This window comes from Streptomyces sp. NBC_01485 (assembly GCF_036227125.1).
Taxonomy (GTDB): domain Bacteria; phylum Actinomycetota; class Actinomycetes; order Streptomycetales; family Streptomycetaceae; genus Streptomyces.
Genome location: NZ_CP109435.1, coordinates 2483494 through 2496581 on the forward strand (window position 1 = coordinate 2483494; position 13088 = coordinate 2496581).

Below are 13088 nucleotides of genomic sequence, written 5' to 3' on the forward strand. Positions count from 1 at the left end.
TGTGACGGCTTAGCTGAAGGAGTCGCCGCAGGCGCAGGAGCCCGTCGCGTTCGGGTTGTCGATCGTGAAGCCCTGCTTCTCGATGGTGTCGACGAAGTCGATCGACGCGCCGCCCAGGTACGGGGCGCTCATGCGGTCGGTGACGACCTTGACGCCGTCGAAGTCCTTGACGACGTCACCGTCGAGGGAACGCTCGTCGAAGAAGAGCTGGTAGCGCAGGCCGGAGCAGCCGCCGGGCTGAACGGCGACGCGCAGGGCCAGGTCTTCACGGCCTTCCTGGTCGAGCAGGGCCTTGACCTTCGCCGCGGCGGCGTCGGACAGAATGATGCCGTCGGTGACGGTGCTGGTCTCGTCCGATACGGACATCTACATCTCTCCCGGGTTGTACGGAGACTGCTTGCCGACGGTTGCAACCGACGGGGCCGCGGATTCATTCCGGGCCCAGCTCTTGTCTTGCTTCTCTTGTCGTTCCCTTCTCATGCTCGCACATGCGGTTGCGAGCGGAAAACGCCTCTCGGCCCGCCTCCAGCGTGTCTTCGGGGCGCCTCCACGGCATCTGCAGGGCGTCTTCGGGATTCACGTCACATCGACGCTATGACCATCGTCAAAGTGACTTTATGCGGGTTATCATAGATAACGTCAGTTCGACGAAAAGCAGAAAGAAAGGGTGCGTGTCGTGACCGCCGCCCAGACCACGGAGCTCGACGTACAGCCGTCTCCGCTCGCCCTGTTGCTGCTCGGCCGTGACGCCGACCCGAAGAGCGAGCGGGGTGTCGAGTGCCCCGGCGACCTGCCCTCCCCGTCCGACCCGGACCTGGTGGAGCGGGCGCGCGCGGCCAAGGAGAAGCTCGGAGACAAGGTCTTCGTGCTCGGCCACCACTACCAGCGCGACGAGGTCATCCAGTTCGCCGACGTCACGGGCGACTCCTTCAAGCTGGCCCGGGACGCGGCCGCCCGCCCGGAGGCCGAGTACATCGTCTTCTGCGGTGTGCACTTCATGGCCGAGTCGGCCGACATCCTGACGTCGGACGACCAGAAGGTGGTCCTCCCCGACCTCGCCGCCGGCTGTTCGATGGCCGACATGGCGACGGCCGAGCAGGTCGCCGAGTGCTGGGACGTGCTGACCGAGGCCGGCATAGCCGAGCAGGTCGTGCCCGTCTCGTACATGAACTCGTCCGCCGACATCAAGGCGTTCACGGGCAGGCACGGCGGCACGATCTGCACCTCGTCGAACGCCCAGCGCGCGCTGGAGTGGGCCTTCGAGCAAGGGGACGGCCCCGCGACGACGAAGGTGCTGTTCCTGCCCGACCAGCACCTCGGCCGCAACACCGCCGTCCGCGACCTGGGCATGTCCCTGGAGGACTGCGTCCTGTACAACCCGCACAAGCCGAACGGCGGGCTGACCGCCGAGCAGTTGCGCGACGCGAAGATGATCCTGTGGCGCGGCCACTGCTCGGTGCACGGCCGCTTCAGCGTGGAGTCGGTGGAGGACGTGCGCGCCCGGATCCCCGGCGTCAACGTGCTCGTGCACCCCGAGTGCCGGCACGAGGTCGTGGCGGCGGCGGACTACGTCGGCTCGACCGAGTACATCATCAAGGCGCTGGAGGCGGCCCCGGCCGGCTCGAAGTGGGCCATCGGGACCGAGCTGAACCTGGTGCGCCGCCTGGCGAACCGTTTCGCGCCCGAGGGCAAGGAGATCGTCTTCCTCGACAAGACGGTCTGCTTCTGCTCGACCATGAACCGCATCGACCTCCCCCACCTGGTCTGGACCCTGGAGTCGCTGGCCGCGGGCAAGCTGGTCAACCGGATCCAGGTCGACGACGAGACCGAGAAGTTCGCGAAGCTGGCGCTGGAGCGGATGCTGGCGCTGCCGTAGCCGCGCTCCCGTGGGCCCGGATCACCCCGCCAGCGGCTCCTGGTCGGGGTGGGCCGGGTCCAGCGTGAAGACGGTGCCGTCGGGGCTGAGCACCACCAGGGCGCCCTTGTCGGTGAACACCTGCGCCGAGGCATAACCGGCCCCGACGACCTGCTCGGCCCGCGCGGGTGACTCCCACAGCAGGCTGCCCGTCCCGATGTCGAGGGCGGCGACCCGTCCGGAGGCGCTGGCCGCGAACACCGCCTGTCCCCGCGCGTCGGCGACGGGAGTACCGGGCTGCTGAAGGGTCGTCGAGGTCCGCCACAGCCGCTCGCCCGTCTCGGGCGAGTGGGCGACCAGTTGCCCCGCGGAGGAGGCGAAGCAGAGCACTCCGCCCACCAGTGCCACCGCGCCGCGCGGGTCGCCCGCCAGCTTCCTCTTGCGTACGGCGCCGGTGCCCGGGTCGATCAGCAGGACCTGGGCGTACGCCGACTCCGCGGAACTCCCGGTGTCCCGCGCGGCGTACATCACGAAGGCCAGATCGCCGCCGACGGTGCCGACGTGGACGACGTCGCCGTCCGGCACGCTCACCTTCCGGGTCGAGCCGTCGGCCGGGTCGACGGCGTAGAACACGGTGCGCGACGGTGTGCCCGCGTCGGTGCAGCCGGCGTACGGGACGCTGTCTACGTCGTAGAACCGGCATCCGTAGGTGGGCCCGGCGGGCAGCGTGGCCGTCCAGCGCGCGGTGCCGTCGCGTGGGTCGCGGGCGGTCACCCCGTCGCCGTCCGGGACCAGCAGCAGATCGCCCACGAGGGCGGCGGCGGTGGCGCCGCTCGTGCTCACCGGGCGCGACCAGAGCCGCTCGCCGGTGGCGGAGTCGAGGGCGACGACGGTCGTGGCCTGGTCGTTGCCCGCGCTGTTCAGGACCGTCTGGGAGACCAGCAGCACGCCGTCGTGCACCCCGAGGACGGTGCTGCCGTACGCCTCCCGTGTCACGCCCGAGGGCAGGGAGTCGGCCCGCCAGACGAGCCGGCCCGTCACCCCGTCGACCCGGACCGGGAGGGTGGCGTTGCCGCCGCAGTACAGGGCGCCCGGTCCCATGGCGCAGGACAGGGAGGTGCTGCCGGTGTCGGAGGCCCCGCCGCCCAGCGGCTTCGTCACCCCGCTCGCGGCGGTCCCGAACACCGAGGTCCGCCAGGGCTGCCAGCCGTTGGGCAGGGGCTCCCAGCCGGCGGAGTCGGAGCCGGTGCTGTCCGACTCCCCCGACTCGCTCCTGGTGAACGGGGTGAAGCCGAGCAGGTAACCGGTGAGGGCCACGGCCAGGAGCCCCGCCACGCCGGCCAGGACCGGCCACCGGCGCAGCCGGGAGCGGCGGCCCGTGCGGGGCGGGGCGGCGACCGGTCCCGGCTCCTCGCTCGCCGCGGGCGCGGGCGGCAGACGCAGGGTCACCGTCTCCGGGTCGCCCGGCGCGGGTTCGGGCAGCGCCTCCGCGAACTCCCCTGCCAGCTCGTCGAGTCCGGGCCGGTCGTCGGCGTCCTTGGCCAGGCAGCGGGTCAGGACCGCGCGCAGCGGCTCGGCGACCGCGTCCACCGTCGGTTCCTCGTGCATCACCCGCCACGCCGTCAGATACGGGCTGTCGGCGTCGAAGGGGCCGCGCCCGGTCACGGCGAACACCAGCAGCGCGCCGAGCGAGAAGACGTCCGAGGCGGGGCCGACCGACCGGGCGTCCTTGAACTGCTCCGGCGACATGAACGGCGGGGTGCCGATCGCGTGACCGGTCTCGGTGAGGGTCTGGTTCTCGGCGGCACGGGAGATGCCGAAGTCGATGACCCGGGGGCCATCCTCGGCCATCAGGACGTTGGCGGGCTTGAGGTCGCGGTGGACGACCCCGGCCCGGTGGATCTCCCGCAGCGCCTCGACCAGCCCGAGGGCGAGGCGCCGCAGTTCCGCGCCCCGTAGGGGGCCGTGCTCGCGGATGCGGGCGGAGAGCGCGGGGCCGGGCACGTACTGGGTGGCCATCCAGGGCCGTACAGCGTCCGGGTCGGCGTCCACGACCGGGGCGGTGAACGCGCCGCTCACCTTGCGGACGGCGTCGATCTCCTGCCGGAAGCGGGCGCGGAACACCGCGTCCTCGGCGTACTGGGCGTGCACCACCTTGACGGCGACCTCACGCCCCGAGCGCGACCGGGCCCGGTAGACGACGCCCATGCCTCCGGCCCCGAGACGGTCGACGATGCGGTATCCGCCGAGTGCCTTCGGGTCGTCCTTGTGCAGAGGCACGGCCCTGTTCCCTTCCCCCGCCGAGCAGTTCGAGTCACAGGATATGAAATGCCCGCGGGGGAAGGGGTGTCGGCACGAGCGTGACCTCGGACGCCGGCCGGTTCCGGGGACTTCTCGGGCGCCTGCTCCCCGCACGGTGCGGGACCGCCGGGCTCACTCCGCCCTCGGGCGTACCAGTCCCGATTCGTACGCGATCACCACGAGCTGCGCCCGGTCGCGTGCGCCCAGCTTCGCCATGGCCCGGTTGACGTGCGTCTTCACGGTCAGCGGGCTGACCTCCAGGCGCTCGGCGATCTCGTCGTTGGAATGCCCGCCGGCGACCTGGACGAGCACCTCGCGCTCGCGCACGGTGAGCGCGCCGAGCCGGGCGGAGCGGGCCGGGTCGTGGTCGTCGTCCGCCGTGCCGCCCTGGGCGAGGAAGCGGGCGATGAGGCCCTTGGTGGCGGTCGGCGAGAGCAGCGCCTCCCCGCCCGCGGCGATCCGGATCGCGCTCAGCAGCTCCTCGGGCTCGCTGCCCTTGCCGAGGAACCCGGAGGCCCCGGCCCGCAGCGACTGCACCACGTAGTCGTCGACCTCGAACGTCGTCAGGATGACCACCCGGACGGCCGCGAGGGAGGGATCGGCGCTGATCATCCGGGTCGCGGCGAGACCGTCGGTGCCGGGCATGCGGATGTCCATCAGGACGACGTCGGCGCGCTCCTCCTTCGCCAGCCGGACCGCCTGCGCGCCGTCGGACGCCTCGCCGACCACCTCCATGTCGGGCTCGGAGTCGACGAGCACCCGGAACGCGCTGCGCAGCAGGGCCTGGTCGTCGGCGAGCAGGACGCGGATGGTCATACGGTCTCCCCCGTGGTGGCCGTGCGGGTCTTGACCGGCAGGATGGCATGGACGCGGAAGCCGCCTCCGTAGCGGGGACCGGTGGTGAGGGTGCCGCGCAGGGCGGTGACGCGTTCCCGCATGCCGAGCAGGCCGTGGCCGCCGCCGGCCGCCGGCGACTCGTCGTCCGCACGGAGCCCGTCGTCGAGGACGGTGACCTCGATGTTCGGTCCCACGCGGACGACGCTGACCTCGGCCTTCGCCTCCGCTCCCGCGTGTTTCTGGACGTTGGTCAGGGCCTCCTGGATGACCCGGTAGGCGGCCAGGCCGACGGCGGCCGGGAGGGTGGTGCCGTCGTCGGTGCGGGCCACGTCGACCTGGAGTCCGGCGTTGCGGAAGGTGCCGGCGAGATCTTCGAGGCGGTCCAGGCCGGGGGCGGGTTCGGTGGGGGCCTCGGGGTCGCCGGACTGGCGCAGCAGGCCGACGGTGGCCCGCAGTTCGTTGAGCGCGGAGCGGCTGGCCTCGCGGACGTGCGCGAGGGCCTCCTTGGCCTGGTCGGGCCGCTTGTCCATGACGTGCGCGGCGACCCCGGCCTGCACGTTGACCAGGGCGATGTGGTGGGCGACGACGTCGTGCAGGTCGCGGGCGATGCGCAGGCGCTCCTCGGCGACCCGGCGGCGGGCCTCCTCCTCGCGGGTGCGTTCGGCGCGCTCGGCGCGGTCCCGGATGGCCTGGACGACGGCCTGGCGGCTGCGGACCGCGTCCCCGGCGGTGGCGCCGATGCCGGTCCAGGCGAGGATCCCCAGGTTCTCCTGCGCGTACCAGGGCAGCGGTCCGGCGAGCATGGCGGCGCCGGTGAGGACCGTCATGGTGAGCAGGCCGGCCCGCAGGGTGGTGGCGCGGTCGGTGGAGGCGGCGACGGTGAACAGGGCGACGACGGCGCACATGGCGACCGGGGCGCGGGGGTCGCCGGTGACGCACTCGACGAGGGAGACGGTGCCGGTGACGGCCAGGACCGGCATGGGGGCGCTGCGGCGGAAGACGAGGGCGACGGCGCCGAGGGTCATCAGGAGCAGGCTCAGCGGGTCCGGGGCGCGGATGCTCCAGCTCACGCCGCGCTGGCCGTGGGGGTCGACGAAGGAGCCGGCCAGCATGGAGAGGAGTACGGCGGCGGCGAGGGTGGCGTCGAGGGCGAGGGGGTGAGCTTGCAGTTGGCACCGGGCTCGGGCGAGGGGGGTCACTTTTGGGGGGTCACTTCTTGGTTACCGTCGCTTTCCGTGCCGTCACTGGGGGCTGCCGCCCCCAGGCCCCCGCTTCGGCCCTGAAGGGGCCTCGTCCTCAAAACGCCGGACGGGCTGAAATGCACCGACCGGCGCTGAGAAGTGAAGGCCCTCAGCCCTGAATGCGTGCCCCTCAGCCCGGGATGAGCCCGTCGTCGCTCAGCATCTCCCGGACCTCCTCCAGGCTGGCGTCCGGGGCCGGGAGGATGAGTTCCGAGGGTTCCAGGGCGTCGTCCGGCAGGGGGGTGCCGAGGCGGCGGACGGCGTCCAGGAGGGCGCCGAGGGTGTGGTGGAAGCCCTCCTCGTCGCCGCTCTCCATCGCGGCCAGCAGCTCGTCGTCCAGCTTGTTCAGTTCGACGAAGTGGGAGTCGGCCAGCTTCCACTGGCCCTCCCCCATGATCCGTACGATCATGTCGCTCTCCTCGGCTCCGGTCCCCGGCGCCGGACCGCTGTAATCAGGTGTTACTGCTTGTCGAAGCGCGGGGTGTCCTGCGGCTGCTGCTGGGACTGCGGCGACTTGCTCGTGCCACCTTCGATGGCCTGCTGCCCGGCGGAGCTGCCTCCGGCGAGCTCTGCCTTCATGCGCTGCAGTTCCAGCTCTACATCCGTACCACCGGAGAGGCGGTCCAGCTCGGCCTGGAGGTCGTCCTTGGCGATGCCCGTGGGGTCGTCGAGGGCGCCGGAGGCCATCAGCTCGTCGAGGGCTCCGGCCCTGGCCTGGAGCTGGGCGGTCTTGTCCTCGGCGCGCTGGATGGCCAGGCCGACGTCGCCCATCTCCTCGGAGATGCCCGAGAAGGCCTCGCCGATGCGGGTCTGGGCCTGGGCGGCGGTGTAGGTGGCCTTGATGGTCTCCTTCTTGGTGCGGAAGGCGTCCACCTTGGCCTGGAGTCGCTGGGCCGCGAGGGTGAGCTTCTCCTCCTCGCCCTGGAGCGTGGAGTGCTGCGTCTCGAGGTCGGTGACCTGCTGCTGGAGGGCGGCGCGGCGGGAGAGCGCCTCGCGGGCGAGGTCCTCACGGCCGAGCGCGAGCGCCTTGCGGCCCTGGTCCTCCAGCTTGGTGGACTGCGACTGCAACTGGTTGAGCTGGAGTTCCAGCCGCTTGCGCGAGGTGGCCACGTCGGCGACGCCGCGACGGACCTTCTGGAGCAGCTCCAGTTGTTTCTGGTACGAGTAGTCGAGGGTCTCGCGCGGGTCCTCGGCCCGGTCAAGGGCCTTGTTCGCCTTCGCGCGGAAGATCATCCCCATACGCTTCATGACACCGCTCATGGGCTTCGCGCGCCCCCTTCTGACGGACAAGCTCACAGGTCTGCGACAGAACCCACAGTACGGGCCCTGCATCCATTGACGCACTGTTCGGGGACGGATGCGCTCATCCCCAAGGACGACTGACCAAGCCCTTGCTCCGGCGTGAGGAGTAGGTGACTTTCAGGGTGAGCGATAGATCACCCCACGCCCCTTCTCCCCCACTCCTGCCCGGTCTGTCCCTTCTACAGACGACTGGTGTTGCCGGATCGTTCCCCTCCGGGCTGGGGTCCATGCCCGGGAGCGCTTACCCTTGGGTTTTGTGTTCCGTAGCCGTGCCAAGGAAGAGAAGGCCCCCGCCGACGCGGTGGTGACCGACTCCAAGCAGACCCGCGACCCGCAGGCCCCCAAGGGCAGGCCCACGCCCAAGCGCAGTGAGGCCCAGTCCCAGCGCCGCAGCGCCGCCAATACGTCGACCTCGCGCAAGGACGCCTCGAAGCGTCAGCGCGAGGAGCGCCGCGCCCAGCTCGACCGGCAGCGCCAGGCGCTGGCGGGCGGTGACGAGCGTTATCTGCCGGTCCGTGACAAGGGCCCGGTGCGCAAGTTCGCCCGTGACTTCGTCGACTCCCGGTTCAACGTGGCGGAGTTCTTCCTGCCGATGGCCGTGATCATCCTCGTGCTGAGCATGGTGCGGGTGGGCTCGCTGCAGACCATCGCGCTGCTGCTGTGGCTCGTCGTGATCGTGCTGATCGTGCTGGACTCGTTCGTCACCGGCTTCCGGCTGCGCAAGCAGTTGGCCGAGCGCTTCCCCGACCAGAACCGGCGGGGCGCGGTGGCCTACGCGCTGATGCGCTCGCTCCAGATGCGCCGGCTCCGGCTGCCGAAGCCGCGGCTCAAGCGCGGAGCGCGGCCCTGAGCACTGCGGCTTTCTCCGGGGGAGCGGCCGAGGCCTGGCTGAGCAGGCTGGGCGGGCTGCGGGACGTCGTACGACAGGAGCTGGTGGCCCGGCAGCTCGACGAGCAGATAGCGGGGCGCTACCCGGTCGGGCAGCGGCTGCGGGTCCTCGACGTCGGGATGGGCCAGGGCACGCAGGCGCTGCGGCTGGCCCGGCTCGGACATCAGGTGACCGGTCTGGAGCAGGACGCGACGATGGTCGCCGCGGCCCGTGAGGCGCTGTGCGGCGAGCCCGAGGGCATCCGGGAGCGGATGCGGATCATCGAGGGCGACGGCCGGGACACCGGGGTGCACTTCCTGCCCGGCAGTTTCGACGTGGTGCTGTGCCACGGCGTGCTCATGTACGTCGAGGAGCCGGACCCGCTGCTCGCCGGGCTCGCACGGATGCTGGCCCCGGGCGGACTACTGTCGCTGCTGGTCAGGAACGCGGACGCGCTGGCCATGCGGCCCGGACTGTCCGGCGACTGGGCGGGCACGCTCGGCGCCTTCGACACGTCGACCTACCGCAACCGGCTCGGCCTGGACGTACGGGCGGACCGGCTGTCGACGCTGACCGGCACGCTCGCCGGGATCGGGGCTCCGCTGCAGGCCTGGTTCGGCGTGCGGGTCTTCACGGACACGGCGGCGGACGACACGGAGATCCCGGGCGACGTAGAAACCCTGCTGGCCGCCGAGGAGCGCGCCGGGCGGACCGACCCCTACCGGCAGGTCGCGGCGCTGCTGCACCTGTGCGGCGTACGCGGCTGAGCGGCGTACGCGGCCGGGTGGGTGAACTCCGCTCGTTCGAGTGAACGGCAGCCGGTGTGCGGCGATCGGTGGGCGGCAGCCGGGGTGGCCTTGTGCGGCCACCCCGACGCATACGCGTGGTCAGGCCTCGTTCGCCTGCAGGCTCATCGGGCCGTAGATCTCGGTGGCGTCCTCGAACAGCCGCACCTGGGCCGCGCCGCCTTCGAGGAGGTCCTTCCAGACCTCCCCGATCCAGGACTCGGCGTCCCCCTGCGTGGTGAACTCCTCGGGCTCCACCGCGGGTGGGACCTCCGTCCCGTCGGCCTTCTCGAACCGCCACGTCCATGCCGCCATGTACGCCTCCCAGCTGTGACCACGTGCAGAGCAGAAGCCGGATCTTGGTCCGGTTCCTGCCGAGCAGCCTAGTCGGATGCGCAAGACCAGGTCAGACGCGCGAAAATCAGCTCCGTGGAAGTCACTCTGCTCGGTACCGGTGCCCCGGCGGGCCTGCCCCGCCCCGACTGTCCCTGCGCCGTGTGCGCGACCTCGCTCGGCGCACACGCGCGTGCGGCGACCGCGTTGCTCGTGGACGGGGCCCTGCTGCTCGACCTGACGCCGGGCGCGGCGTTCGCCGCCGCGCGCGCCGGTCATTCGCTGGGCGGGGTGCGGCAGGTGCTGCTGACCCACCCGCACGACGGCCCCCCGGTGGAGGTGCCGGCCGGACTGCCGCAGCCCGGCCGGGTGCCGGACTGGCGGGAGTTGGCGCTGCTGACGGGGCATCGGGTGCGGGCGGTGGCGATGGACGCGCCGGGCACGGGGTACGCGGTCACCGGCCCGGACGGGCGGCGGCTGCTGTATCTGCCGCCGGGGGGCGCGCCGGCCGGGCTGGAGGAGCGGTCGGGGCCCGTCGAGCGGTACGACTTGGTCCTCGCGGATCTCGTGGGGCGGCCGGACGCGCTGGCGAAGCTGCGGGCGGTGGGCGCGGTGGGGCCGACGACCGACGTGGTCGCCGTCCATCTGGACCACGGCGTGCCGCCGGGCGCGGAGCTCGGGCGGCGGCTCGCGGCGGCGGGTGCGCGGACGGTGCCGGACGGGTCGACGCTGACGGTGGGCGTGTACGAGGACGTACCGGACGTGCCGCGCCGGACTCTGGTGCTGGGCGGCGCCCGGTCGGGGAAGTCGGTGGAGGCCGAACGGCGGCTGGAGTCCTTCCCGGACGTGCTGTACGTGGCGACCGGGGGCACCCGGGGCGGGGACACCGAGTGGGCGTCGCGGGTCTCGGCGCACCGCGAGCGGCGGCCCGGGTCCTGGCAGACGACGGAGACCTGCGACGTCGTTCCCCTGCTGGGCAAGGACGGGGCGCCGCTGCTGATCGACTGTCTGTCGCTGTGGCTGACGGACGTCATGGACTCCGTCGGGGCGTGGGACGACGCGGTGTGGGCGGACGGCGGCGAACGGGCGCTGCGCGCACGGGTGGTGGAGCTGGCACAGGCCGTGCGCGCGGCGCGGCGGACGGTCGTCCTGGTGTCCAACGAGGTCGGCTCGGGGATCGTGCCGGCCACGGCGTCGGGGCGGCGCTACCGCGACGAGCTGGGACGGCTCAACGCGGCGGTCGCCGCCGAGTGCGAGGAGGTCGTCCTGGTGGTGGCGGGTCAGGCACTGGTGCTCCGGGGCTGAACGGCCCGGTTTCCGGGCCCGAACGGCCGGTTCCGGTGGCTCAGTTCTTCCGGGCGATGATCCGGTAGGCGTTGGAGAAGCGGGTGCGGCGCAGGGCCGGGGCCAGGAGGTGGTCGAGCGCCGCGGCCAGGGCGGTCAGGGGTTTGGCCGTGCGGTGCAGGCGGGTCCGGTCGAGGTAGCGCGAGGCGGCCGTCGTCAGGTCGTGGGGGGTGTGCGGGGCCTTGCGGTCCGTCACGACGATCTCGCAGCCCTGGGCTTGCAGTTCGGTGCGGAGGTTGGCCAGGGGGATCAGGTGGAGGTGGCGGGGCTGGTCGTGGGAGGGCCACCACTTGCCGAGGAGGGCGGCGGACGCGCTGGCGGGGTCCGGGAGTTCCAGGAGGAGGTGGCCGCCCGGCCGCAGGGCGGCCAGCGCCGCCGCGAGTTCCCGTCGCGGGTCCCGGGTGTGTTCCAGGTGGTGGAGCATGCTGACCACGTCGTAGCGGCCGCGCAGCCGGGACAGGATCTCCGGGGTCGTCAGGTGGCCCACGTGGGCCTCGTCGAGGCGGCCCGCGGCCTGCGCCCGCTCCACTCTCGCCGTCGGGTCCACCCCGTCGAACGCCGTGTAGGCGAACACTTCCTTCGCCGCCGCCGGGAAGGGCGCGTCGCCCGTCCCGACGTCCAGCCAGCTCTCCGGTTCGGGGAAGGGCAGCATCGCCCTGGCCGTGGCCCTCAGTTGCCCGCGGCCGGTCCGTTCGTCGCCCTCGGCGCCGTACAGCGCCAGCCCCTCGGTGGTCAGGCGCGGGTTCTGGAAGGCGTGGGCGCAGTCCCGGCACTCGTCGACCACGAACGTGCCGGGTCTGCGGTGGCGGAGGTCCGGTGCGCGCAGCCGGGTGCGCAGGCGCTTCGAGCCGCACCAGGGGCAGTCGTCGCGGCGCGGCTCGTGGACGGGCCTGGGGGGCATGAGCGGCTCCGGGGGATGACGGGAAGAGCTGCGGGAGGAGCGAAGGACAAGCGGACAGCGAGCGAACGGCAATTTGCGGCAAAACGGAACGTATGGGATCCCGATCTTGGGCGCAATGACGTCACGCGGGCGTGGTGACGACGGAGCGCGGAACTGTTCGATCGGTGCCGGTACTGTTCGGCGAATGAGCTCGCTTAATCTCGACGACTTCACCGATCTGATCGAGCGCCCCGACGGCGGGGTGCGCCGCGACGCGGAGGCGCGCCGGGAACGTCAGATCGTGCCGCCCGGATCGCTGGGACGCCTGGACGAACTGGGCGAGTGGCTGGCGGCGGCGCAGGGCTCGTCGCCCGTGCGACCGGTCGAGCGGCCGCGGGTGGTGCTGTTCGCCGGTGACCACGGGATCGCCGAGCTCGGCGTCTCGGCCCGACCGGCGGGCAGCGCCGCGGAGTTGGTGCGGGAGGTACTGGAGGGCGGCCGTCCGGTCTCCGTGCTCGCCCGCCGTCTCGGCGTGCCGGTGCGGGTCGTGGACATGGCCCTGGACTGCGACCCGGACACGTTCCCCGAGGACGTCGTACGGCACCGGGTGCGGCGCGGCAGCGGCCGGATCGACATCGAGGACGCGCTGACGGTCGAGCAGGCCGAGGCCGCGTTCCGGGCGGGCATGGCCGTCGCCGACGAGGAGGCCGACTCCGGTACGGATCTGGTCGTCCTCGGTGACGTCAGCGTCGGCGGGACGACGGCCGCGGGCGTGCTGGTCGCCGCGCTGTGCGGGACGGACGCGTCCGTGGTGACCGGGCGGGGCGGCGAGGCGATCGACGACCTGGCATGGATGCGCAAGTGCGCCGCCATCCGGGACGCGTTGCGCCGGGCGCGGCCGGTGCTCGGGGAGCAGGTGCAGTTGCTGGCGACGGTGGGCGGGGCCGACCTCGCCGCCATGACGGGCTTTCTGCTCCAGTGCGCGGTACGGAAGTTGCCGGTCGTCCTGGACGGCGTCGTCGCGGCCGCCTGCGCGCTCGTCGGGCAGCGGATCGCGTTCCGGGCGCCGGACTGGTGGCTGGCCGCGCACACGAGCGGCGAACCGGGCCAGGCGAAGGCACTCGACCGGATGGCTCTGGAACCGCTCCTCGACCAGGGCGTGAAGGTCGGCGAGGGCGCCGGCGCCCTGCTCGCGCTCCCGCTGGTCCAGGCCGCGGCGGCTCTGGCCGCGGAACTCCCCGAGAAGCCCGAGAAGCCCGAGGCGTCTGAATCATCCGCGGTGTCCGACGAGAAGGCCGAGAGTTCGGAGTCCGCGGAGGAAGCAGCGGCGGAGTAGAACCCG

Annotated in this window: 13 protein-coding genes; 5 read left to right on the forward strand and 8 right to left on the reverse strand. The window is 72.4% G+C overall.

What is annotated here, in order from left to right; genetic code table 11:
- Positions 1–9: 9 nt before the first annotated feature.
- Positions 10–366, reverse strand: a complete 357-nt coding sequence (gene erpA / locus OG352_RS11475) for an iron-sulfur cluster insertion protein ErpA (protein WP_030039301.1) — start codon at positions 364–366, stop codon at positions 10–12.
- A 310-nt stretch (positions 367–676) separates the two neighbouring features.
- Between erpA and nadA the strand changes: the two genes are divergently transcribed.
- Positions 677–1876, forward strand: a complete 1200-nt coding sequence (gene nadA / locus OG352_RS11480) for a quinolinate synthase NadA (RefSeq protein ID WP_329216499.1) — start codon at positions 677–679, stop codon at positions 1874–1876.
- Between the two features lie 21 nt (positions 1877–1897).
- Here the strand turns inward: nadA and OG352_RS11485 are convergent, their stop codons facing one another.
- From OG352_RS11485 to OG352_RS11505, 5 genes are all read right to left on the reverse strand, one after another.
- Positions 1898–4135 carry a protein kinase domain-containing protein gene (locus OG352_RS11485; protein ID WP_329216501.1) on the reverse strand — a complete coding sequence of 746 codons (2238 nt, stop codon included), beginning with the start codon at positions 4133–4135 and terminating at the stop codon, positions 1898–1900.
- Positions 4136–4288: 153 nt separating this feature from the next.
- Positions 4289–4972, reverse strand: a complete 684-nt coding sequence (locus tag OG352_RS11490) for a response regulator transcription factor (RefSeq protein ID WP_329216502.1) — start codon at positions 4970–4972, stop codon at positions 4289–4291.
- Positions 4969–6192, reverse strand: coding sequence for a sensor histidine kinase (locus OG352_RS11495; protein WP_329216503.1), 1224 nt, complete (start codon positions 6190–6192; stop codon positions 4969–4971). The genes OG352_RS11490 and OG352_RS11495 overlap by 4 nt, the downstream gene beginning before the upstream one ends.
- A gap of 172 nt (positions 6193–6364) precedes the next feature.
- Positions 6365–6643 carry a PspA-associated protein PspAA gene (gene pspAA, locus OG352_RS11500; RefSeq protein WP_329216504.1) on the reverse strand — a complete coding sequence of 93 codons (279 nt, stop codon included), beginning with the start codon at positions 6641–6643 and terminating at the stop codon, positions 6365–6367.
- 50 nt (positions 6644–6693) lie between these two features.
- Positions 6694–7467 carry a PspA/IM30 family protein gene (locus OG352_RS11505; RefSeq protein WP_329223790.1) on the reverse strand — a complete coding sequence of 258 codons (774 nt, stop codon included), beginning with the start codon at positions 7465–7467 and terminating at the stop codon, positions 6694–6696.
- A gap of 325 nt (positions 7468–7792) precedes the next feature.
- On the opposite strand from OG352_RS11505, the gene OG352_RS11510 reads away from it, so the two are divergent.
- The gene (locus OG352_RS11510) at positions 7793–8386 is read left to right on the forward strand and encodes a DUF3043 domain-containing protein (RefSeq protein ID WP_329216506.1); all 594 of its coding nucleotides are present in this window, start codon (positions 7793–7795) and stop codon (positions 8384–8386) included.
- 83 nt (positions 8387–8469) lie between these two features.
- The gene (locus tag OG352_RS11515; protein ID WP_329216507.1) at positions 8470–9171 is read left to right on the forward strand and encodes a class I SAM-dependent methyltransferase; all 702 of its coding nucleotides are present in this window, start codon (positions 8470–8472) and stop codon (positions 9169–9171) included.
- A 120-nt stretch (positions 9172–9291) separates the two neighbouring features.
- On the opposite strand, the gene OG352_RS11520 is transcribed toward OG352_RS11515, so the two are convergent.
- Entirely contained in the window at positions 9292–9504 is a 213-nt protein-coding gene (locus OG352_RS11520) for a hypothetical protein (RefSeq protein WP_329216508.1), read from the reverse strand.
- A 114-nt stretch (positions 9505–9618) separates the two neighbouring features.
- Between OG352_RS11520 and OG352_RS11525 the strand changes: the two genes are divergently transcribed.
- Entirely contained in the window at positions 9619–10827 is a 1209-nt protein-coding gene (locus OG352_RS11525) for a bifunctional adenosylcobinamide kinase/adenosylcobinamide-phosphate guanylyltransferase (RefSeq protein WP_329216509.1), read from the forward strand.
- A gap of 40 nt (positions 10828–10867) precedes the next feature.
- Here OG352_RS11525 and OG352_RS11530 read toward each other — a convergent pair whose 3' ends face one another.
- Positions 10868–11767 carry a class I SAM-dependent methyltransferase gene (locus tag OG352_RS11530; protein ID WP_329216511.1) on the reverse strand — a complete coding sequence of 300 codons (900 nt, stop codon included), beginning with the start codon at positions 11765–11767 and terminating at the stop codon, positions 10868–10870.
- 184 nt (positions 11768–11951) lie between these two features.
- Between OG352_RS11530 and cobT the strand changes: the two genes are divergently transcribed.
- Positions 11952–13082: a nicotinate-nucleotide--dimethylbenzimidazole phosphoribosyltransferase gene (gene cobT, locus OG352_RS11535; RefSeq protein ID WP_329216512.1), complete on the forward strand. Its 1131-nt coding sequence runs from the start codon at positions 11952–11954 to the stop codon at positions 13080–13082.
- Positions 13083–13088 lie beyond the last annotated feature (6 nt).

What these genes read in the sequence shown, in the direction of transcription:
- pspAA (WP_329216504.1), bottom strand. Translation starts at nt 6,643, where the DNA reads ATGATCGTACGGATCATGGGGGAGGGCCAGTGGAAGCTGGCCGACTCC.
- OG352_RS11505 (WP_329223790.1), bottom strand. Translation starts at nt 7,467, where the DNA reads ATGATCTTCCGCGCGAAGGCGAACAAGGCCCTTGACCGGGCCGAGGAC.
- OG352_RS11520 (WP_329216508.1), bottom strand. Translation starts at nt 9,504, where the DNA reads ATGGCGGCATGGACGTGGCGGTTCGAGAAGGCCGACGGGACGGAGGTC.
- OG352_RS11530 (WP_329216511.1), bottom strand. Translation starts at nt 11,767, where the DNA reads ATGCCCCCCAGGCCCGTCCACGAGCCGCGCCGCGACGACTGCCCCTGG.
- cobT (WP_329216512.1), top strand. Translation starts at nt 11,952, where the DNA reads ATGAGCTCGCTTAATCTCGACGACTTCACCGATCTGATCGAGCGCCCC.
- OG352_RS11490 (WP_329216502.1), bottom strand. Translation starts at nt 4,972, where the DNA reads ATGACCATCCGCGTCCTGCTCGCCGACGACCAGGCCCTGCTGCGCAGC.
- erpA (WP_030039301.1), bottom strand. Translation starts at nt 366, where the DNA reads ATGTCCGTATCGGACGAGACCAGCACCGTCACCGACGGCATCATTCTG.